This window comes from Shewanella dokdonensis (assembly GCF_018394335.1).
GTDB lineage: Bacteria > Pseudomonadota > Gammaproteobacteria > Enterobacterales > Shewanellaceae > Shewanella > Shewanella dokdonensis.
On sequence record NZ_CP074572.1, the window covers coordinates 4078185 to 4092924 of the forward strand.

Consider the following 14740-nt stretch of genomic DNA (forward strand, 5'->3'; position numbering starts at 1 on the left):
GATGCAGGCTCATAGGCCTGCTGTCATCCATCCTGCTTATGAGAAATCTTCTAGGTAGGTATATCCTTTAATACCCAATTGCAGTTCTTCCAAAATCGAAGCGCGTTCCTCTTCGACAATATGGGTATTTACCAGCTCTTCATAAGTCCGCATAAATGATACTGCATCCAAGTTCACATAGCGTAAAACATCTGCCACTGTGTCACCGGCCAGCACGGTTTCGATATTGGGTAAACCATTTTCATCCACCCGCACCACCGCTGAATTGGTATCACCAAAGAGATTATGTAGATCACCAAGGATTTCCTGATAAGCCCCCACGAGGAAGAAACCTATCAGATATGGGCTTTCAGCACTCCAAGCCGGTACCGGTAAGGTGGTTTCAATGCCTTGACCATCCACGTACTGATCGACAGTACCATCAGAATCGCAAGTGATATCCAGCATGACGGCCCGGCGTTCCGGTTGTTTGTCCAAACCACTTAACGGCAGTACCGGGAAGACTTGATCAATCCCCCAAGCATCGGGCAATGACTGGAACAACGAGAAATTCACAAAGAATTTGTCTGCCAGTTTTTCATTGAGTTCATCAATGATGGGGCGATGATAGCGGTTTTTGGCGCTCATCATCCCTTGCAGTTCATGACACACCCGCAGATTGGTCTGTTCTGCCCAAGCGCGCTGTTGCAGTGTCAATTGCCCCAAGGCAAACAAAGAATGCGCTTCCGCAAGGTCAGATTGGGTATCGTGGAAAATTTCGATCAACGCACGGGAATCACCACGCTCACTAATTTCACACCAGGACTGCCACATGTTGTGCAATAGCTGTGGCGCATCTTCATCAGGAGCGGTGATAACTTCCGGTAAATAGGCTTCGGTACCGATAACATCCGCAATCAATACCGCGTGGTGGGCGGTCAGATAGCGACCAGACTCGGAGATAATCCGTGGCACTGGCTGGTCATATTCCTGGCACACATCGTTTAAGGCACTGACAATATTGTTGGCATATTCAGTCAGACCATAGTTCATGGAGTTATTACTCTGGCTACGAGTACCATCATAGTCCACCGCTAAACCACCACCGACGTCAAAGCAGTCAATGGCACAACCCAGTTGCCGCAACTCGCAATAGAAACGCGCGGCTTCACCCACGCCGTGGCGAATATCGCGGATATTGGCAATCTGCGAGCCAAGATGGAAATGCAGTAGCTGTAAGGAGTCGAGCATGTCGTTTTGCTGCAACTCTTCCACTACTTTCAACACCTGTGCGGCTGACAAACCAAACTTGGATTTTTCACCGCCACTGGCTTGCCATTTACCTTTGCCCTGAAATGCCAAGCGCGCTCGCAAACCAAGGCGAGGTTTAACGCCTAATTCGCGGGATTCACGCAGCACTATCTTCAGCTCAGACATTTTTTCCAGCACGATATACACTTTATGACCGAGCTTTTCGCCGATCAGTGCCAGACGAATGTATTCTTTGTCTTTATAACCATTACAGATAATCACAGAACTGGCTTTTTGGGCCATGGCCAGCACCGCCATCAGTTCCGGCTTACTGCCGGCCTCAAGACCTAGCTGAGGTACGGTTTTGCTGACCTGGCTGGCGAGGATCTCCTCCACTACCGCCTGCTGCTGGTTTACCTTGATGGGATAAACTAACAGATAGTCAGCCGCGTACTCATATCTTTCGATAGCCTGGTTAAATGCCTGACACAGGCTATCAACCCGGTGGCACAGGATCTGCGGGAAGCGCACCAGCACCGGCAGGTTCACCCCGGCCTTTACCATATCCTTTGCCAGTTCATTCAGACTGATACGGTTGCCACTGGCAGGATCAGGAGAAACCGTTACTTCTCCCTGATCGTTTACACCGTAAAAACCCTGGCTCCAATATGCAACGTTGTAACCGTTGCGAGCATCATCAATGGACCAATCACTCATGCTATTATCAGCCTGTAAAAAATGGGTTATTGGGCAACCGTCATCGCTGACGCCACCGCTTGTTCAATATACGCAGGCAAGGCGAAACTTGCCTGATGCACTGCGGGAGTGTAATAACGAGTGCTAATGGCCGCCCGTTGAAAACGCTCCTGCAACACCGCCAAAGGTAACTGGCGGGCTTCCTGATTATCTGTGGCCCAAGCAAACGCCATACAACCGCCCACATAAGTGGGTACTGCCGCCTGATAAAACCAACAGTCTTGCACGTAAGTACTGATCCGCCGCACGGTATTTTGCACTTCATCAAGTTGCATAAATGGCACCCCATTTTGTGCTACAAAAATACCGTTATCAGCAAGACAACGCTTACAGTTTTGATAAAACTCTGAACTGAACAACACCTCACCAGGACCTAATGGATCGGTACAGTCAGAAATAATCACATCAAATTGTTCCTGGCACTCACGCACAAATGCCAAACCATCGCCGATGACCAAACGCACGCGGGGATCATCAAAGGCGCCAGCAGAATGCTGCGGCAGATATTCTCGACAAATGTCCACAACCGAACCATCAATTTCCACCATGGTAATCGCTGTCAGTTGCCGATGTTTCACCACTTCTCTCAGCATGCCGCCATCACCACCGCCAATAATCAATACCTTGCGGGCGTGACCGTGAGCCAATAACGGCACATGAGTTAACATCTCATGGTAGATAAATTCATCCCGTTCGGTGGTCTGAATAACCCCATTTAGCGCCATCACTCGGCCCATCTGCTGGTTCTCAAAAATACTCAGATGCCATTGTGGCGTTTTTTGTTCATACAGCATGGCCTCAACGGTAAAATATTGACCGTAAGCGCTATGAAGTGTTTCTAAATACTGTTGTTTCCCTTGCATCTAACCTAATCCAGAACAACGGGTAAAACGGGACAAATAACCATGCCCAGCGACTTCTTCAAAGGAATGCCGGGTGACTCAGGTCGCTACTTGCGCGACGGTTCAATTGGAATTGTTGGCCTCTTCTCGGCCAGAATTGATGCGGATAAGCGTGAGGTGTTTTAGTCCCAGATCATCATAATTGAAACTGATCGGAAACAGGTTCTCTGGCACCTTACGAAATGATGCGGCAAGTAAATGGTTGTGCATTAGCTAAAAACCCTCTTAACCCCGTGCCGTCAACACTAAGCAACGGTTAATGACTCATAAACCATAAAACCCAACTACCCACGCTGTGCATTAGCATGAATGGTTCATACCTGCAAAACGGCGCAATTAAACCCTGCTATGACTGATAATGCAAGTAGGAATCTCAGTTTATTGCTTAGTTTTTGACACACTAACAATTTGTCGCCCAGAACTCAATTTTAATAATGTTAAATTTCAATTTGAATTCATAGTGTTACCTATGAGTTTCTGCAATGTTTATGCAGTGTTTTTCGCAACCCATCAGACGCTTACCCGTTACCCCGTAGGTGCTGTGTCACTCGGCAAGCAATCCTTCTGCGCATCTGCTGCCAGCTTACGGTATAATCCGCCCGTTTATAGCCAACAAGATGACAGAGACAAGATGGCCCAACTCGGAAAACGCTGCACGCTGGAAGTGATCAAACAAGTGGACTTTGGTGTGTATTTAAATGCTGGAGAACTGGGGCAAGTGTTGCTCCCCAGAAAATATGTTCCCAAAGAATGCCAAGCCGGCGATCAGGTGGAAGTTTTCCTGTATCTGGACTCGGATGATACGCCGATTGCCACCACCCAAAAACCGTTGGCACAGGTGGGCGAATTTGCTTACCTCAAAACCGTTGCCACTGGCCGCTATGGCGCATTCCTGGACTGGGGATTAGACAAAGACCTGTTACTGCCATTTGGCGAGCAACGCAAACCGGCAGAAGAAGGCCACAGTTACTTGGTGTATATCCATCTGAACCACGCCGATGAACGTATCGTGGCTTCTGCCAAAATCGACAAGTTTATCGATCAAACTCCGGCACGTTACCAAGAAGGTCAACAAGTGGAGCTGATCATCGCCGGGACGTCTGATTTAGGTTATAACGCTATCGTCAACCATCGCCACTGGGGCGTTATTTACCAGAATGAAGTTTTCCGCAAGTTGCGTTTCGGCCAAAAATTGCCAGGTTACATCAAACGGGTGCGCGCCGATAACAAACTGGATTTGACGCTGCAAAAAGGCGACCGACAAGAGTTAGATCAACAATCACAGCAGATCCTGCAAAAACTGCAAGCGGCCGGAGGCTATCTGCCATTGGGCGATAAAACAGCACCGGAAGTGATCTACGCCGAACTGGGCATGAGTAAAAAAGCATTTAAGAAAGCGATAGGCGGACTGTTTAAAGCTGGGAAACTGGCCATTGAGGATAACGGCATCCGCCTGCTCTGAACTGATAACAAGGACACTCCATGACACTGGACAGTATTGAAACACGTATTATTGGTTGCCTGCTGGAAAAAGAGGTCACCACGCCGGAACAATATCCCCTGTCACTCAATGCCCTGACATTGGCATGTAACCAGAAAACCTCTCGCGAGCCGGTGATGGATCTGACTGACAGTGAAGTGCTGGATGGACTGATGCGTTTGCAGCAGCAAAGATTAGTCACCGAAGAAACGGGTTTTGGCAGCCGGGTCAGCAAGTACCGCCATCGTTTTTGCAATACCGAGTTTTCTGATCTGCAGTTTCCGGCACCACAACTGGCGATTATCTGTCTGTTACTGCTGCGCGGGCCACAGACCGCCGGCGAATTAAGAGCCAGAGCACAACGACTTTATGAATTTCGAGATATCGCCGAAGTAGAACAGCATCTGCAGGCATTGTTAGACAAATCCATGTTACAGCAGTTGCCACGAGAAGCGGGCAAACGTGAAGTACGTTTTACCGAACTGTTCAGCCACACTGCTGATACGCTACCGCAGCAAACGCCGAGCAGTAGCGACAGTGACGCGCCATTGGCGTTACGGGTGCAGCAACTGGAGCAGCAGGTCGCCGCTCTTGAGCAACTGGTTGCCGCGCTACAACAAGCCATGCGTTAACACGGGCTGACACCATCACTACCACCCATTTGTAGGGGATCCCATGGGGTTAACTTCGAAAAAAACACACCCGGGTAGCTGGCATAATATCCGGCAACTGGCGTTGTTTGAATTGCAACGCTTATTACTGCAACGCCGTGGTTTACTGGCATTGCTGACCTTTGTTTTGTTATGGCTGCTGGTACTGGCCTATCCCATCAAGAGTGCTGCGGAACTGATGACAGATCCCAATATTAGGGATCTAGCCAGTGCCATAGATAACAAGATGCTGAGCCAGTTGTTTCGCTGGCCAGTGCCGGAACTGGCGGTGTATTGGGCCTTATCACTCTATCTGTTTCCGATGTTCTGCATCATGCTAGCAGCAGGTCAGTTTGCGGCCGATAAACAACGGGGAACCTTGCGTTTTCTGACGCTGCATTGTAGTCGCAGTGCGCTGTTTTTTGGCCGATTTCTCGGGATGATGCTGATCCAGTTACTGTTGCTGATCTTGACGGTAGTCGCCACTATTGTGCTGGCAATGATAAGAGAGCCATCCCTTAGCGGTGTTGCCATGACCGATGCCATCTGGGTCACCATTAATTTATTCGTTATTTTGTTGCCGTACACCGCCTTGATGTCAGTGTTATCACTGCTGGCGACCTCCAACCGCCAGGCTACCATTTATGCGGTATTGTTCTTCACGGTATCAGCCATTTTATTGCCGCTGCTAGATTATGCCCTGCCGCTGTTAGGGTTTCTGGATTATCTGGTGCCTGGCATGCAAACCGATGGTCTGCTGGCCGTCAGTCCCAAAGCCGCACTCAGCAGCGCGCCACTGCCGATTATCCAGTGCATCGCCTATCTAGCATTGGGGTTGCAAGTCATCAAACGGGGGATCTATGAATCTGTTACGATGCAGTGCCCTGAGCAAACGTTACGGCAATAAACTGGCGTTGGATAAGGTGGATCTGACGCTGGAAACGGGCAGTCCCATCGCGTTGGTGGGCCCCAACGGTGCAGGGAAAACCACCTTGATGAGTCTGCTGCTTGGCTTTATCAAGCCCTCATCTGGGGATATCAAGGTTTTTGGCAAACAGCCTGGAAGCACCGCTTTACTCGGTAAAGTGGCCGCGTTGCCGCAAGATGCGGCATTAGACCCAGATTTCAGCCTGGCAACTCAGTTAGCCTTATATGCCCGGTTGCACGGTTTTAGCAACAAAGCCGCCGCGCGTGAAGTACAACGAGTGTTGGCGTTAGTTGGCTTGGCGGATGCTGCCAATGCCTTACCTAAAGCCTTAAGCCACGGTATGAGTAAACGCGCCGCAATAGCGCAGGCACTTATTGGCAACCCCAAATTAGTGTTACTGGATGAACCCACCGCCGGACTCGACCCCGTCAATGCCCGTCATGTTCGGGACTTGGTAACAGAGCTGGCGGGAGACATCACCTTTATCATCAGCTCCCATAACCTTGAAGAGCTGGAAAAACTCTGTGGCAAGGTGCTGTATCTGGATCATGGCAAACTCAGCCAAGCTGTTGATTTAACCAAACCAGACAGCCAAGCCTACTTGACCTTGCAGATGCAACCTTGTGATATGACAGCCTTGCAGACCCAGTTGCAAAAGTTGCCAGGAGTTGAGGCGATTCAGCCCAGTGGCAAACATACGCTAGTGCTTAGATATCAGCCAGAACATGCCGGTCAGTTAGACATTCAACTGTTGCAGTTGTTACAGCAGCAACAGCTAGCGTATCGCATGTTACTTAAAGGTCGCACCTTAGAAGATCAACTATTTTCCTGATGTGTTATTGGCTGTCGGGTCGCCGCTCGTCGGCGACTTCCGCCTCTTCGGCTAATAGCGCCATGGATACGCGGGAAGATGACAAAGGCGCGCAGGCCACTGGTACCAAACCAGCTTCATCTAGCAAAGAACCCGGCGGCACACGGCCAGCTGCGCTGACTCGAGCCACCAGCCGATATGCAGTCATTGCCCCCAGAATGCCAAACAATACCGAGCCCAACGCTTGCCCAATCAGCACCCCGTAAACGCCACCTAACTGCCCGCCCAGCCAGACGAAAGGAATTGTGCCGATAGTGGCTTTCCCTATATTAAACACAGTCGAGTATTTGGCCTTTCCCAAATTATTGAATGTGGCATTGGCAATAAACAGTGCGCCATTAAACAGAAAAAACACCGCCATAAACTCACAGAAGAAATGGATCAGTTCAGCCGCCTGCCCGGCCATGGCGAACAAGGTGACAATCCAGTCTTTAAGCAGCAGTAGCAGCAATGACATGACCACCACATAACAGGTACAAAACTGTAATGCCCGCGTCAGACTTTCGCGCAGACGCTCATAAGCGCAGGCGCCAAAATTTTGCCCCACAATGGGCCCAATAGCGCCACTGAGCGCAAAGATCATCCCAAATGTTACCGGGATCAAGCGACCGATGACCGCCCAGCCCGCCACATAACTATCGCCAAAATCTGCCACAGCGCGGGTCACAAAAGCGTTACCAATTGGCGTTGCCACATTGGTGAGCATCGCTGGCCCCGCAATAGCAAAAATAACCGGCAGATCTTGCCGTAACGCCTGCCACTGAAAGCCGCCCCACAATTGGTGTTTGCCAAATACCCCTCGCGCGGCAATTACCAGCGCTGTTAAACGCGCCAAAACTGAGGCGGCGGCCGCACCTTCAATGCCTAAGCCAAATACAAAAATAAACAACGGATCCAGTGCGGCATTGACCGCCCCGCCCGCAAGGGTTGACCACATGGAGAGTTTGGCATCGCCTACCGCACGTAATGCGCCGCCAAAGGCCATCGCCAAACAGATAACCGGCAATGAAGGCACTAAGATGTACAGATAACTGGCGGCCAACTCAGCGGTATGACCGTTAGCGCCCACGAGTGCCAATAATTCGGGAATAAACAACGTCACTAACACAGAAGTCAGCAAGGCGACCACAAAGGTGATGATCGCCGCATTTATCAGTTGCCGTTTTGCTTTCTCAATTTCTCGGGCACCAATCGCGCGGGCGACCAAAGCCCCCAAGGCAATGGATAAGCCGATACCAATAGACGTGGTAAAAAAGGAAATAGTGCCCGCATAACCTACCGCCGCCGCGAGTTCCTGCTCACCCAGCAGGCTCAAGAAAAACATATCCAGCAGATCCACCAGAAACAGCGCTGAGACACCAATTGCCGCGGTAGAACTCATCACCAGAATATGTTTAAGGATACTGCCTTCGACAAACTTAGCGTGACTAGCTGTAGCAGAGAGATTACTCACGAGACTCCTTTTCTTGTGATAACGGGGCTTCCAGTTCGCTACCACAATGGCTGCAATATTTGGCCTGATGTTCGTGGCCGGTTTTAAGACAGTTGGCACAGCGGCGCAAGTCGCGCACACGTCCCATTTCCTGACCAATCTCTGCCGTCAGGATGCCGGTGGGAATAGCGATAATGGAATACCCCAACAACATAGTAAAAGCGGCAATCGCCTGCCCTAATTCAGTTTTGGGGGTGATGTCGCCATAACCGACGGTGGTAATAGTCACTATGGTCCAGTACACCGACTTAGGGATCGAACTGAAACCATTCTCTGGCCCTTCAACAACATACATAATGGCACCCAACACCATAATGATAAGGCTGACTGAAAAGAAGAAAATAAACACCTTGCGGCTAGACTGTAACATGGCCCGCAGCAACATGTTACCTTCGCTCAGGTAACGCAGCAGCTTCAACACGCGGAAGATCCGGAACAGTCGCAAGACACGAATAACTAACGTTAGATTGGCGCCCGGCACCAACAGCGCCAAGTAGCTCGGCAGTACACTAAGCAAGTCCACCAAACCGTAAAAACTGCGGGCATAGCGCCAACTATTCGCCGAACTGTAGAGCCGTAGCCCGTATTCCACCGTAAAAACTATGGTGAAAAACCATTCGAGGCCAATGATTAAACCACCGAAACGCTGATTCACCGCTTGCACAGTATTTAAGAACACCAACGCCACGCTGCAGATAATACAAATGATAAGCGCAATATCAAACGCTTTTCCTGCGGGAGTATCGGTGCCAAAAATAATCGTGCGCAACCACACCTGTAATGGTGAACCATGGTTTTGCTGTTGCTGTGTCATGCGCTTTATTTCCTGAGTTACCGTCCTGAGCTGAGCATGCGGATCATACATTCTTCAGCGAGTGCTTCAATAGCGGTTCACTTTTCGGTTATGATGCCGTCATTACTGGCATTCACCCACAATAACAACAAAATTCATGTTCAAGTGTACACATCTGCTGTTCATTGCCGCACTCGGTTTACTCAGTCAACCACTGTTGGCACAGCCCCAAGTTGACCTCGTTGTCGTGAAAAAATCGCTGTCACAGTTACGACTGATGAGCAATGGTAAAATATTGCACAAATACCATGTTGCCATGGGGGATATGCCCCGCGGCCACAAACTGAAAGAAGGCGACCAAAGGACACCTGAAGGGCGTTATATTCTCGACTACAAAAAGCCCAACAGTACTTATTATCGGGCGATCCACATCTCTTACCCCAATGATGAAGACATGTTCCGCGCACGGGCGCTTGGCCTTAACCCTGGGGGCAGATCATGATCCACGGCCAAAATCCCCACACCGATTTATCTCCAGAAGAAGCGCAACAATACAACTGGACCAACGGTTGTATCGCCGTCACCAATAAAGAAATGGACGAAATCTGGAAGTTGGTTGAACCCGGAACCCCAATTGAGATTTGGCCATGAGTCAGGTGGTCGATTACCCAACGCTGCAGGCAGCTTATGCTGACTTTGCCGTTAAGATGCAAACATTCATTCATCGGCTTGGCTTGCAGGTGCTGACGCAGTGCGATCACGTGGCGATTCGTGTTAACAGTCAGCAATTAGCCGATGACTTGCGCCAGCATTTTTTACGTGACGGCGAGCTGCTGTCCGACAAGCAGATCAACGGTCGGCCAATATTGATCATTAAACTGTCACAAGCACTGAGCTTAGGCCAATACCACATTCCCTGTATTGAGTTGCCCTACCCCAAAGACAAAGTCTATCCAGAAGAGGGGTGGGAACATATTGAATTGGTGTTGCCATGCGGCGCCACTGACTGCACACAACTACAGCAAGCACTGCTAACCCAAGTGCCCACATTGGCCCCGGTGTTTGCCGGTGACGATGCTATCCGCATCAAATACAGTAGCCCCGCGGGTGCCGCGGAACGTTTGCCTAATCCGACGATTGCTTTTCAATGGCAAGGTTTGTGCGTCAAAGTGCACCCCCACAGCATTGCCGCCATTATTGCGAGTGAAAATACGTCATCATAAAAGAAGCCCGGAACTTCCCGGGCTTTGCTGCATATCATGCAAATGATTAATCTAGCACTCTAAGATTGTCTACGACGTTTTTTACATCATCCGTATTACGGGCAATATTCAGTGCCAGATCTTTTTCAGCGGACGAGTGCAACTCACCATCCAGCGACACAACGCCGTCTTCCGTGGTCACGTTAATGGCAGTACCGCTGACTTCGGGTTCAAACAATAAACGTGTTTTTACCACTGTGGTGATTTTGGTATCGGTGAGCATCTGTGCGGCATCATCCGTATTATCATCACGCTTGGTTGGTGAAGCTGGCATAACCGTCAGTTTGTTATCGACTGACGTCACCCCTTGCAAGCCTTCCACCAGCTCGCCGGCCAAGGCTTTATCAACATCACTGTCAACTTCGCCTGTTAGGATAACCTTGCCCTGATGCACCTCGGTGTTGATATCAAAGTTATTGAGATTGGTGTTTAGCAACAACACGCTTTCTGCTTTACCATCGAGCCAGGCATCATGAGCCTCATTTTTCCAATTCTGCGCATAGCTGTATGCCGGAATGAGTAAACCCAAGGCAAGGGTGGCAGATATCAGCTTGTTATTCATAACAACCTCCTTCTCGTGATTGAAAACCGCGTTATTGGTTTAATCTCCAAGCGCTGCTTAACACAGAGGACCAACAGCTAGATAACGCGTTTGTCATATGCACTATTACCATTACCAGAATGATGCCAACCTTAATAAATTATTTAATTTCAACTTGTTATATAGAAGCTCTATTGCTGCAACATGCAACATTCACGCGCATCCAGGTAAAATTTTCACCCCTACGGGTAACTTTTACTGCTTCAATCGTTGCCAAAATCCTGGTCACTAACCGGGAATACACTATCAAGACTTAATTGCCTGGCGGCGGCCATATCCGCCAGCAACGCGGATACCGATGCGGACTCGCAATAGGCAACACTACGGCGATGCCAACTCGCCACATCTTGCTCCAGCCGCCATAGTGCCAGACGAAAGGCATGACTGTTTGGCGGCGGCATCGATAGTGGTTGCTGTTTTAATATGCGATAACGATGCGCCAATAGCGGCGGGCTCCACATCAATACAGAGGGTAACGATGGCCAACGATGCCCCGACTGCTCTGCCAATCCGGTAAAACGTAGCAAACTCCCGGCAATGCCAGAATGTAGCCGTTGTAAGCGCGTCAATGTCCGGCGCAAATGATAACTGTCGGTTAACTGCAACCAGCGTTGACGCAAGGGCAATGGATCTAGTTCCAATCGCAAATTGAGGTATAACAATGCAACATCGGTGTTGCTGAAATGCTGGCAATTGCCGGCATGAGTGAACAGGCGCAACCCAGAGTGCAGATGAGTCACCTTTCGCATCATCATCTCCTGTTATTTCGAGTAAGGCAGCAAGATTTTGCAAATTGCTATACAAACACCGTACCAAGCGGCGGTACGGCAAGGCTGAACCTCGCCTTGCATAAGCACAGATTACCGTTGTTCACACTCAGCATCTGCCTTAAAGTGAGATGACACTGTTGCCGGAAGCTTCTATGTCTCGCCCAAAAATTTTTATTTATATCCAAGACAAACCCCTACTACAGCAGTTATCTGACTTGCCACAGTTACATCAGTGCGAGCGGATCTTCGCCACAGAAAACTGGCTGGAGGCACTGCAACAAGCAGCGGCCGATCTGGTGTTATTGCAGGCAACAGCCGTCACCACTACTGAGTTGCAACAGCTCACTAGCAACCCGCTTTTATTGCAACGGCAGTGGCTATTTTTCAGCGATGGCATGCCCGACCCCAAACTTGATCGCCTGATCCATAATGGCGCGGGCTACCATTTTCGCCCGCCACTGGATAACAAGTTACTGACAGAAGTGCTGGAAGATTTCCTCGCCGACTATGCACAACAGCAGCAAACAGCATTGAATGTCCCATGTGTCACCAACAGCGAACTGGATCAATTTGGACTGCTCGTAGGCTCATCTCGAGTCATGCGTATGCTGTACCGTACATTACGTAAAGTGGCTACCAGCGAGGCTCAAGTATTCATCATGGGCGAAAGTGGGACTGGCAAAGAGTTGGTGGCTAATACACTGCATCTTGCCAGTCACCGTAATCAAGGGCCTTTTGTGGCCATCAACTGTGGAGCACTTAGTCCAGAGTTAGTCGACAGTGAACTGTTCGGTCATAGCAAAGGGGCCTTTACTGGTGCGGTCAAAGATCATAAAGGCGTCTTTGAACAAGCTGAAGGTGGCACGCTATTCCTAGATGAAGTTACGGAAATGCCGCTGGCGCACCAAGTAAAGCTGTTGCGGGTATTGGAAAATCGGGAATATCGCCCCGTTGGCAGTCAACAGCTGAAACAAGCCGATGTGCGAATTATTGCGGCAACCAACCGCGATCCACAGCAAGCGATCACCGCAGAATTATTTCGCGAGGATCTCTATTTCCGTTTAGCGCAGTTTCCTTTGCAGGTGCCGCCATTGCGCGCACGGGAACAGGATATCTGCGGTTTGGCTAAACATTTTCTGGCATATCGCAATGCTGCTGAAAACACCAAGGTAGCCATTGCAGATAGCGCCCTTGCCAAAATTGCAGCCTACGCTTGGCCGGGAAATGTCAGAGAATTAAAACACACCATCGAACGTGCTTATATTCTCGCCGACGATCTAGTACTACCGCAGCATATTCAACTGCCGGAAGCTGACACATCGGCCACACAGCATTTAGCGACCAACATAGAAAACATACCGACGGGGATCCCACTAGAAGAACTGACTCGCGCCGCCATAGAAGCCACATTGGCAGAGAATAACGGTAACCGCAAAGCCACAGCGGAACAACTGGGGATCAGCATAAAAACGTTGTACAACAAGTTGGGAAAATACCAGTAAATTCAATAGTAAAAATGTTCCCTTCCAGCAATATTGCAGAGTTCTGCTGCAATTCATCATCTACAACTTTAGTTTAATTACATTATAAAAAAACTTGCATAGCGTCAGCCATTCGCTAACCTGTACACAATCCATTAGATTTTTCTTATGGATAAGTCATCCAGCCCTGTCACTCGCATCTCAGGGCCTATAAAAAAGAGAGGATAAGAATGACCAAAGTCGTGGTAATAGGTGCCGGACTCGGGGGCGTGTCCGCAGCGTTTGAACTGAAACAGCGATTACCAGCTGACAGCGAAGTGATGGTGATTAATGAAAGACCCGATTTTCAGTTTGTACCCTCTAATCCTTGGGTTGCCTTAGGGGAAAGGAAAACTCAAGATATCTGCCTGCCACTGGAAACCTATCTAGGCAAACGGAAAATCGCATTTTCCGCTGCCGGCGTCAGCGCCATTGATCCCGACAATAAACGGCTAACGCTGGGTGATGGGACACAGCAAGATTATGATTATCTGGTGATTTGTACTGGTCCTAAACTGAATTTCGATGCTATTCCCGGAAGTGGCCCACATCAGTTCACCCAATCGATTTGTACCGCGGAACATGCAGAAAAAGCCTTTGCCGCCTATCAGCAACTGCTGCAAGCGCCCGGCCCTGTCATTGTTGGCGCATTTCAGGGAGCAAGTTGCTTTGGTCCGGCTTACGAATATCTGTTCTCATTAGACAGTGCTCTGCGTGCAGCTAAAATCCGCCAGAAAGTGCCTTTGCTGTTTGTCACTAGTGAACCCTACGTCGGCCACATGGGACTCGGCGGCGTCGGTGACTCAAAAGGCTTGATGGAACATGAATGCCGCAAACGCGACATCAAATGGATCTGCAATGCCAAAACCGTCAAGGTTGAAGACGGTGTGATGCATGTTGAGGAGCTTAATCGCAAAGGTGAAGTCGAATTAACTCATGCGTTACCGTTCAACATGTCGATGATGCTACCGCCATTCAAGGGCAGTCCAGCGATTGCTGCGGTTGCGAAACTCTGTAACGACAAAGGCTTTGTCTTGACCGACAACTATCAGCGTTCAGTGGCTTATCCCGACATCTATGCCGCTGGCGTTTGTGTCGCCCTGCCACCGATGGAAGCCACCCCCGTACCGGTTGGCGTACCCAAAACCGGTTTCATGATCGAGTCCATGACAACCGCAATCGTTGACAATATGTTGTCTGCCATCAAGGGGAGGCCCCGAAGACAGTGCCAACACTCAATGCTATCTGTCTGGCCGATATGGGGGATAAGGGCGCGGCATTTGTGGCATTACCACAAAACCCGCCACGCAATGCTAACTGGACATCCATGGGGAAATGGGTTCACTTGGCAAAAATCGCCTTTGAAAAATACTTTATGTACAAAGTACGTCGCGGCACCAGCGAGCCCATATATGAAAAATATGTGTTAGGTGCAGTGGGGATCCATCGTACTGAAAAAGGTGATGATTAAGGTTGCAACTGAGT

The 14740-nt window shown here is 49.6% G+C and carries 13 protein-coding genes and 1 pseudogene; 8 read left to right on the forward strand and 6 right to left on the reverse strand.

Features of this window, described 5'->3' with window-relative positions; genetic code table 11:
* Positions 1–36: 36 nt before the first annotated feature.
* Both speA and speE read right to left on the reverse strand, forming a co-directional pair.
* Positions 37–1947 carry a biosynthetic arginine decarboxylase gene (gene speA / locus KHX94_RS19695; RefSeq protein ID WP_213681870.1) on the reverse strand — a complete coding sequence of 637 codons (1911 nt, stop codon included), beginning with the start codon at positions 1945–1947 and terminating at the stop codon, positions 37–39.
* Between the two features lie 26 nt (positions 1948–1973).
* Complete coding sequence (speE, locus tag KHX94_RS19700; protein ID WP_213681871.1) at positions 1974–2849, reverse strand: polyamine aminopropyltransferase; 876 nt, start codon at positions 2847–2849, stop codon at positions 1974–1976.
* Between the two features lie 670 nt (positions 2850–3519).
* On the opposite strand from speE, the gene KHX94_RS19705 reads away from it, so the two are divergent.
* The 4 genes from KHX94_RS19705 to KHX94_RS19720 are packed head-to-tail and all read left to right on the forward strand — an operon-like array spanning position 3520 to position 6778.
* Positions 3520–4350: a CvfB family protein gene (locus tag KHX94_RS19705; RefSeq protein WP_213683528.1), complete on the forward strand. Its 831-nt coding sequence runs from the start codon at positions 3520–3522 to the stop codon at positions 4348–4350.
* Positions 4351–4370: 20 nt separating this feature from the next.
* Positions 4371–5000, forward strand: coding sequence for a YceH family protein (locus KHX94_RS19710; protein ID WP_213681872.1), 630 nt, complete (start codon positions 4371–4373; stop codon positions 4998–5000).
* Positions 5001–5043: 43 nt separating this feature from the next.
* Positions 5044–5925, forward strand: coding sequence for an ABC transporter permease subunit (locus KHX94_RS19715; protein ID WP_213681873.1), 882 nt, complete (start codon positions 5044–5046; stop codon positions 5923–5925).
* Complete coding sequence (locus KHX94_RS19720; RefSeq protein WP_213681874.1) at positions 5879–6778, forward strand: ABC transporter ATP-binding protein; 900 nt, start codon at positions 5879–5881, stop codon at positions 6776–6778. The genes KHX94_RS19715 and KHX94_RS19720 overlap by 47 nt, the downstream gene beginning before the upstream one ends.
* Positions 6779–6782: 4 nt before the next feature.
* Here the strand turns inward: KHX94_RS19720 and KHX94_RS19725 are convergent, their stop codons facing one another.
* Both KHX94_RS19725 and KHX94_RS19730 read right to left on the reverse strand, forming a co-directional pair.
* Positions 6783–8198 carry an MATE family efflux transporter gene (locus KHX94_RS19725; protein ID WP_213683529.1) on the reverse strand — a complete coding sequence of 472 codons (1416 nt, stop codon included), beginning with the start codon at positions 8196–8198 and terminating at the stop codon, positions 6783–6785.
* Between the two features lie 64 nt (positions 8199–8262).
* Positions 8263–9123 carry an ion transporter gene (locus tag KHX94_RS19730; RefSeq protein WP_213681875.1) on the reverse strand — a complete coding sequence of 287 codons (861 nt, stop codon included), beginning with the start codon at positions 9121–9123 and terminating at the stop codon, positions 8263–8265.
* 136 nt (positions 9124–9259) lie between these two features.
* On the opposite strand from KHX94_RS19730, the pseudogene KHX94_RS19735 reads away from it, so the two are divergent.
* Positions 9260–9753 (forward strand): annotated as a pseudogene (locus KHX94_RS19735) (L,D-transpeptidase family protein).
* Positions 9750–10325, forward strand: a complete 576-nt coding sequence (locus tag KHX94_RS19740; protein ID WP_213681876.1) for a VOC family protein — start codon at positions 9750–9752, stop codon at positions 10323–10325. Before KHX94_RS19735 ends, KHX94_RS19740 begins: the two are co-directional and overlap by 4 nt.
* Positions 10326–10371: 46 nt before the next feature.
* Here KHX94_RS19740 and KHX94_RS19745 read toward each other — a convergent pair whose 3' ends face one another.
* Complete coding sequence (locus tag KHX94_RS19745; protein WP_213681877.1) at positions 10372–10926, reverse strand: BON domain-containing protein; 555 nt, start codon at positions 10924–10926, stop codon at positions 10372–10374.
* Positions 10927–11168: 242 nt separating this feature from the next.
* The gene (locus tag KHX94_RS19750; RefSeq protein WP_213681878.1) at positions 11169–11720 is read right to left on the reverse strand and encodes a hypothetical protein; all 552 of its coding nucleotides are present in this window, start codon (positions 11718–11720) and stop codon (positions 11169–11171) included.
* Between the two features lie 167 nt (positions 11721–11887).
* Between KHX94_RS19750 and KHX94_RS19755 the strand changes: the two genes are divergently transcribed.
* Both KHX94_RS19755 and KHX94_RS19760 read left to right on the forward strand, forming a co-directional pair.
* Positions 11888–13237, forward strand: a complete 1350-nt coding sequence (locus tag KHX94_RS19755; RefSeq protein WP_213681879.1) for a sigma-54 interaction domain-containing protein — start codon at positions 11888–11890, stop codon at positions 13235–13237.
* A gap of 209 nt (positions 13238–13446) precedes the next feature.
* Entirely contained in the window at positions 13447–14685 is a 1239-nt protein-coding gene (locus tag KHX94_RS19760) for an NAD(P)/FAD-dependent oxidoreductase (protein WP_244859247.1), read from the forward strand.
* The last annotated feature ends 55 nt before the right edge of the window (positions 14686–14740 follow it).

Coding starts and splice junctions, on each gene's coding strand:
- speA (WP_213681870.1), bottom strand. CDS start 1,947: ATGAGTGATTGGTCCATTGATGATGCTCGCAACGGTTACAACGTTGCA.
- speE (WP_213681871.1), bottom strand. CDS start 2,849: ATGCAAGGGAAACAACAGTATTTAGAAACACTTCATAGCGCTTACGGT.
- KHX94_RS19705 (WP_213683528.1), top strand. CDS start 3,520: ATGGCCCAACTCGGAAAACGCTGCACGCTGGAAGTGATCAAACAAGTG.
- KHX94_RS19710 (WP_213681872.1), top strand. CDS start 4,371: ATGACACTGGACAGTATTGAAACACGTATTATTGGTTGCCTGCTGGAA.
- KHX94_RS19715 (WP_213681873.1), top strand. CDS start 5,044: ATGGGGTTAACTTCGAAAAAAACACACCCGGGTAGCTGGCATAATATC.
- KHX94_RS19720 (WP_213681874.1), top strand. CDS start 5,879: ATGAATCTGTTACGATGCAGTGCCCTGAGCAAACGTTACGGCAATAAA.
- KHX94_RS19725 (WP_213683529.1), bottom strand. CDS start 8,198: ATGAGTTCTACCGCGGCAATTGGTGTCTCAGCGCTGTTTCTGGTGGAT.
- KHX94_RS19730 (WP_213681875.1), bottom strand. CDS start 9,123: ATGACACAGCAACAGCAAAACCATGGTTCACCATTACAGGTGTGGTTG.
- KHX94_RS19740 (WP_213681876.1), top strand. CDS start 9,750: ATGAGTCAGGTGGTCGATTACCCAACGCTGCAGGCAGCTTATGCTGAC.
- KHX94_RS19745 (WP_213681877.1), bottom strand. CDS start 10,926: ATGAATAACAAGCTGATATCTGCCACCCTTGCCTTGGGTTTACTCATT.
- KHX94_RS19750 (WP_213681878.1), bottom strand. CDS start 11,720: ATGATGATGCGAAAGGTGACTCATCTGCACTCTGGGTTGCGCCTGTTC.
- KHX94_RS19755 (WP_213681879.1), top strand. CDS start 11,888: ATGTCTCGCCCAAAAATTTTTATTTATATCCAAGACAAACCCCTACTA.
- KHX94_RS19760 (WP_244859247.1), top strand. CDS start 13,447: ATGACCAAAGTCGTGGTAATAGGTGCCGGACTCGGGGGCGTGTCCGCA.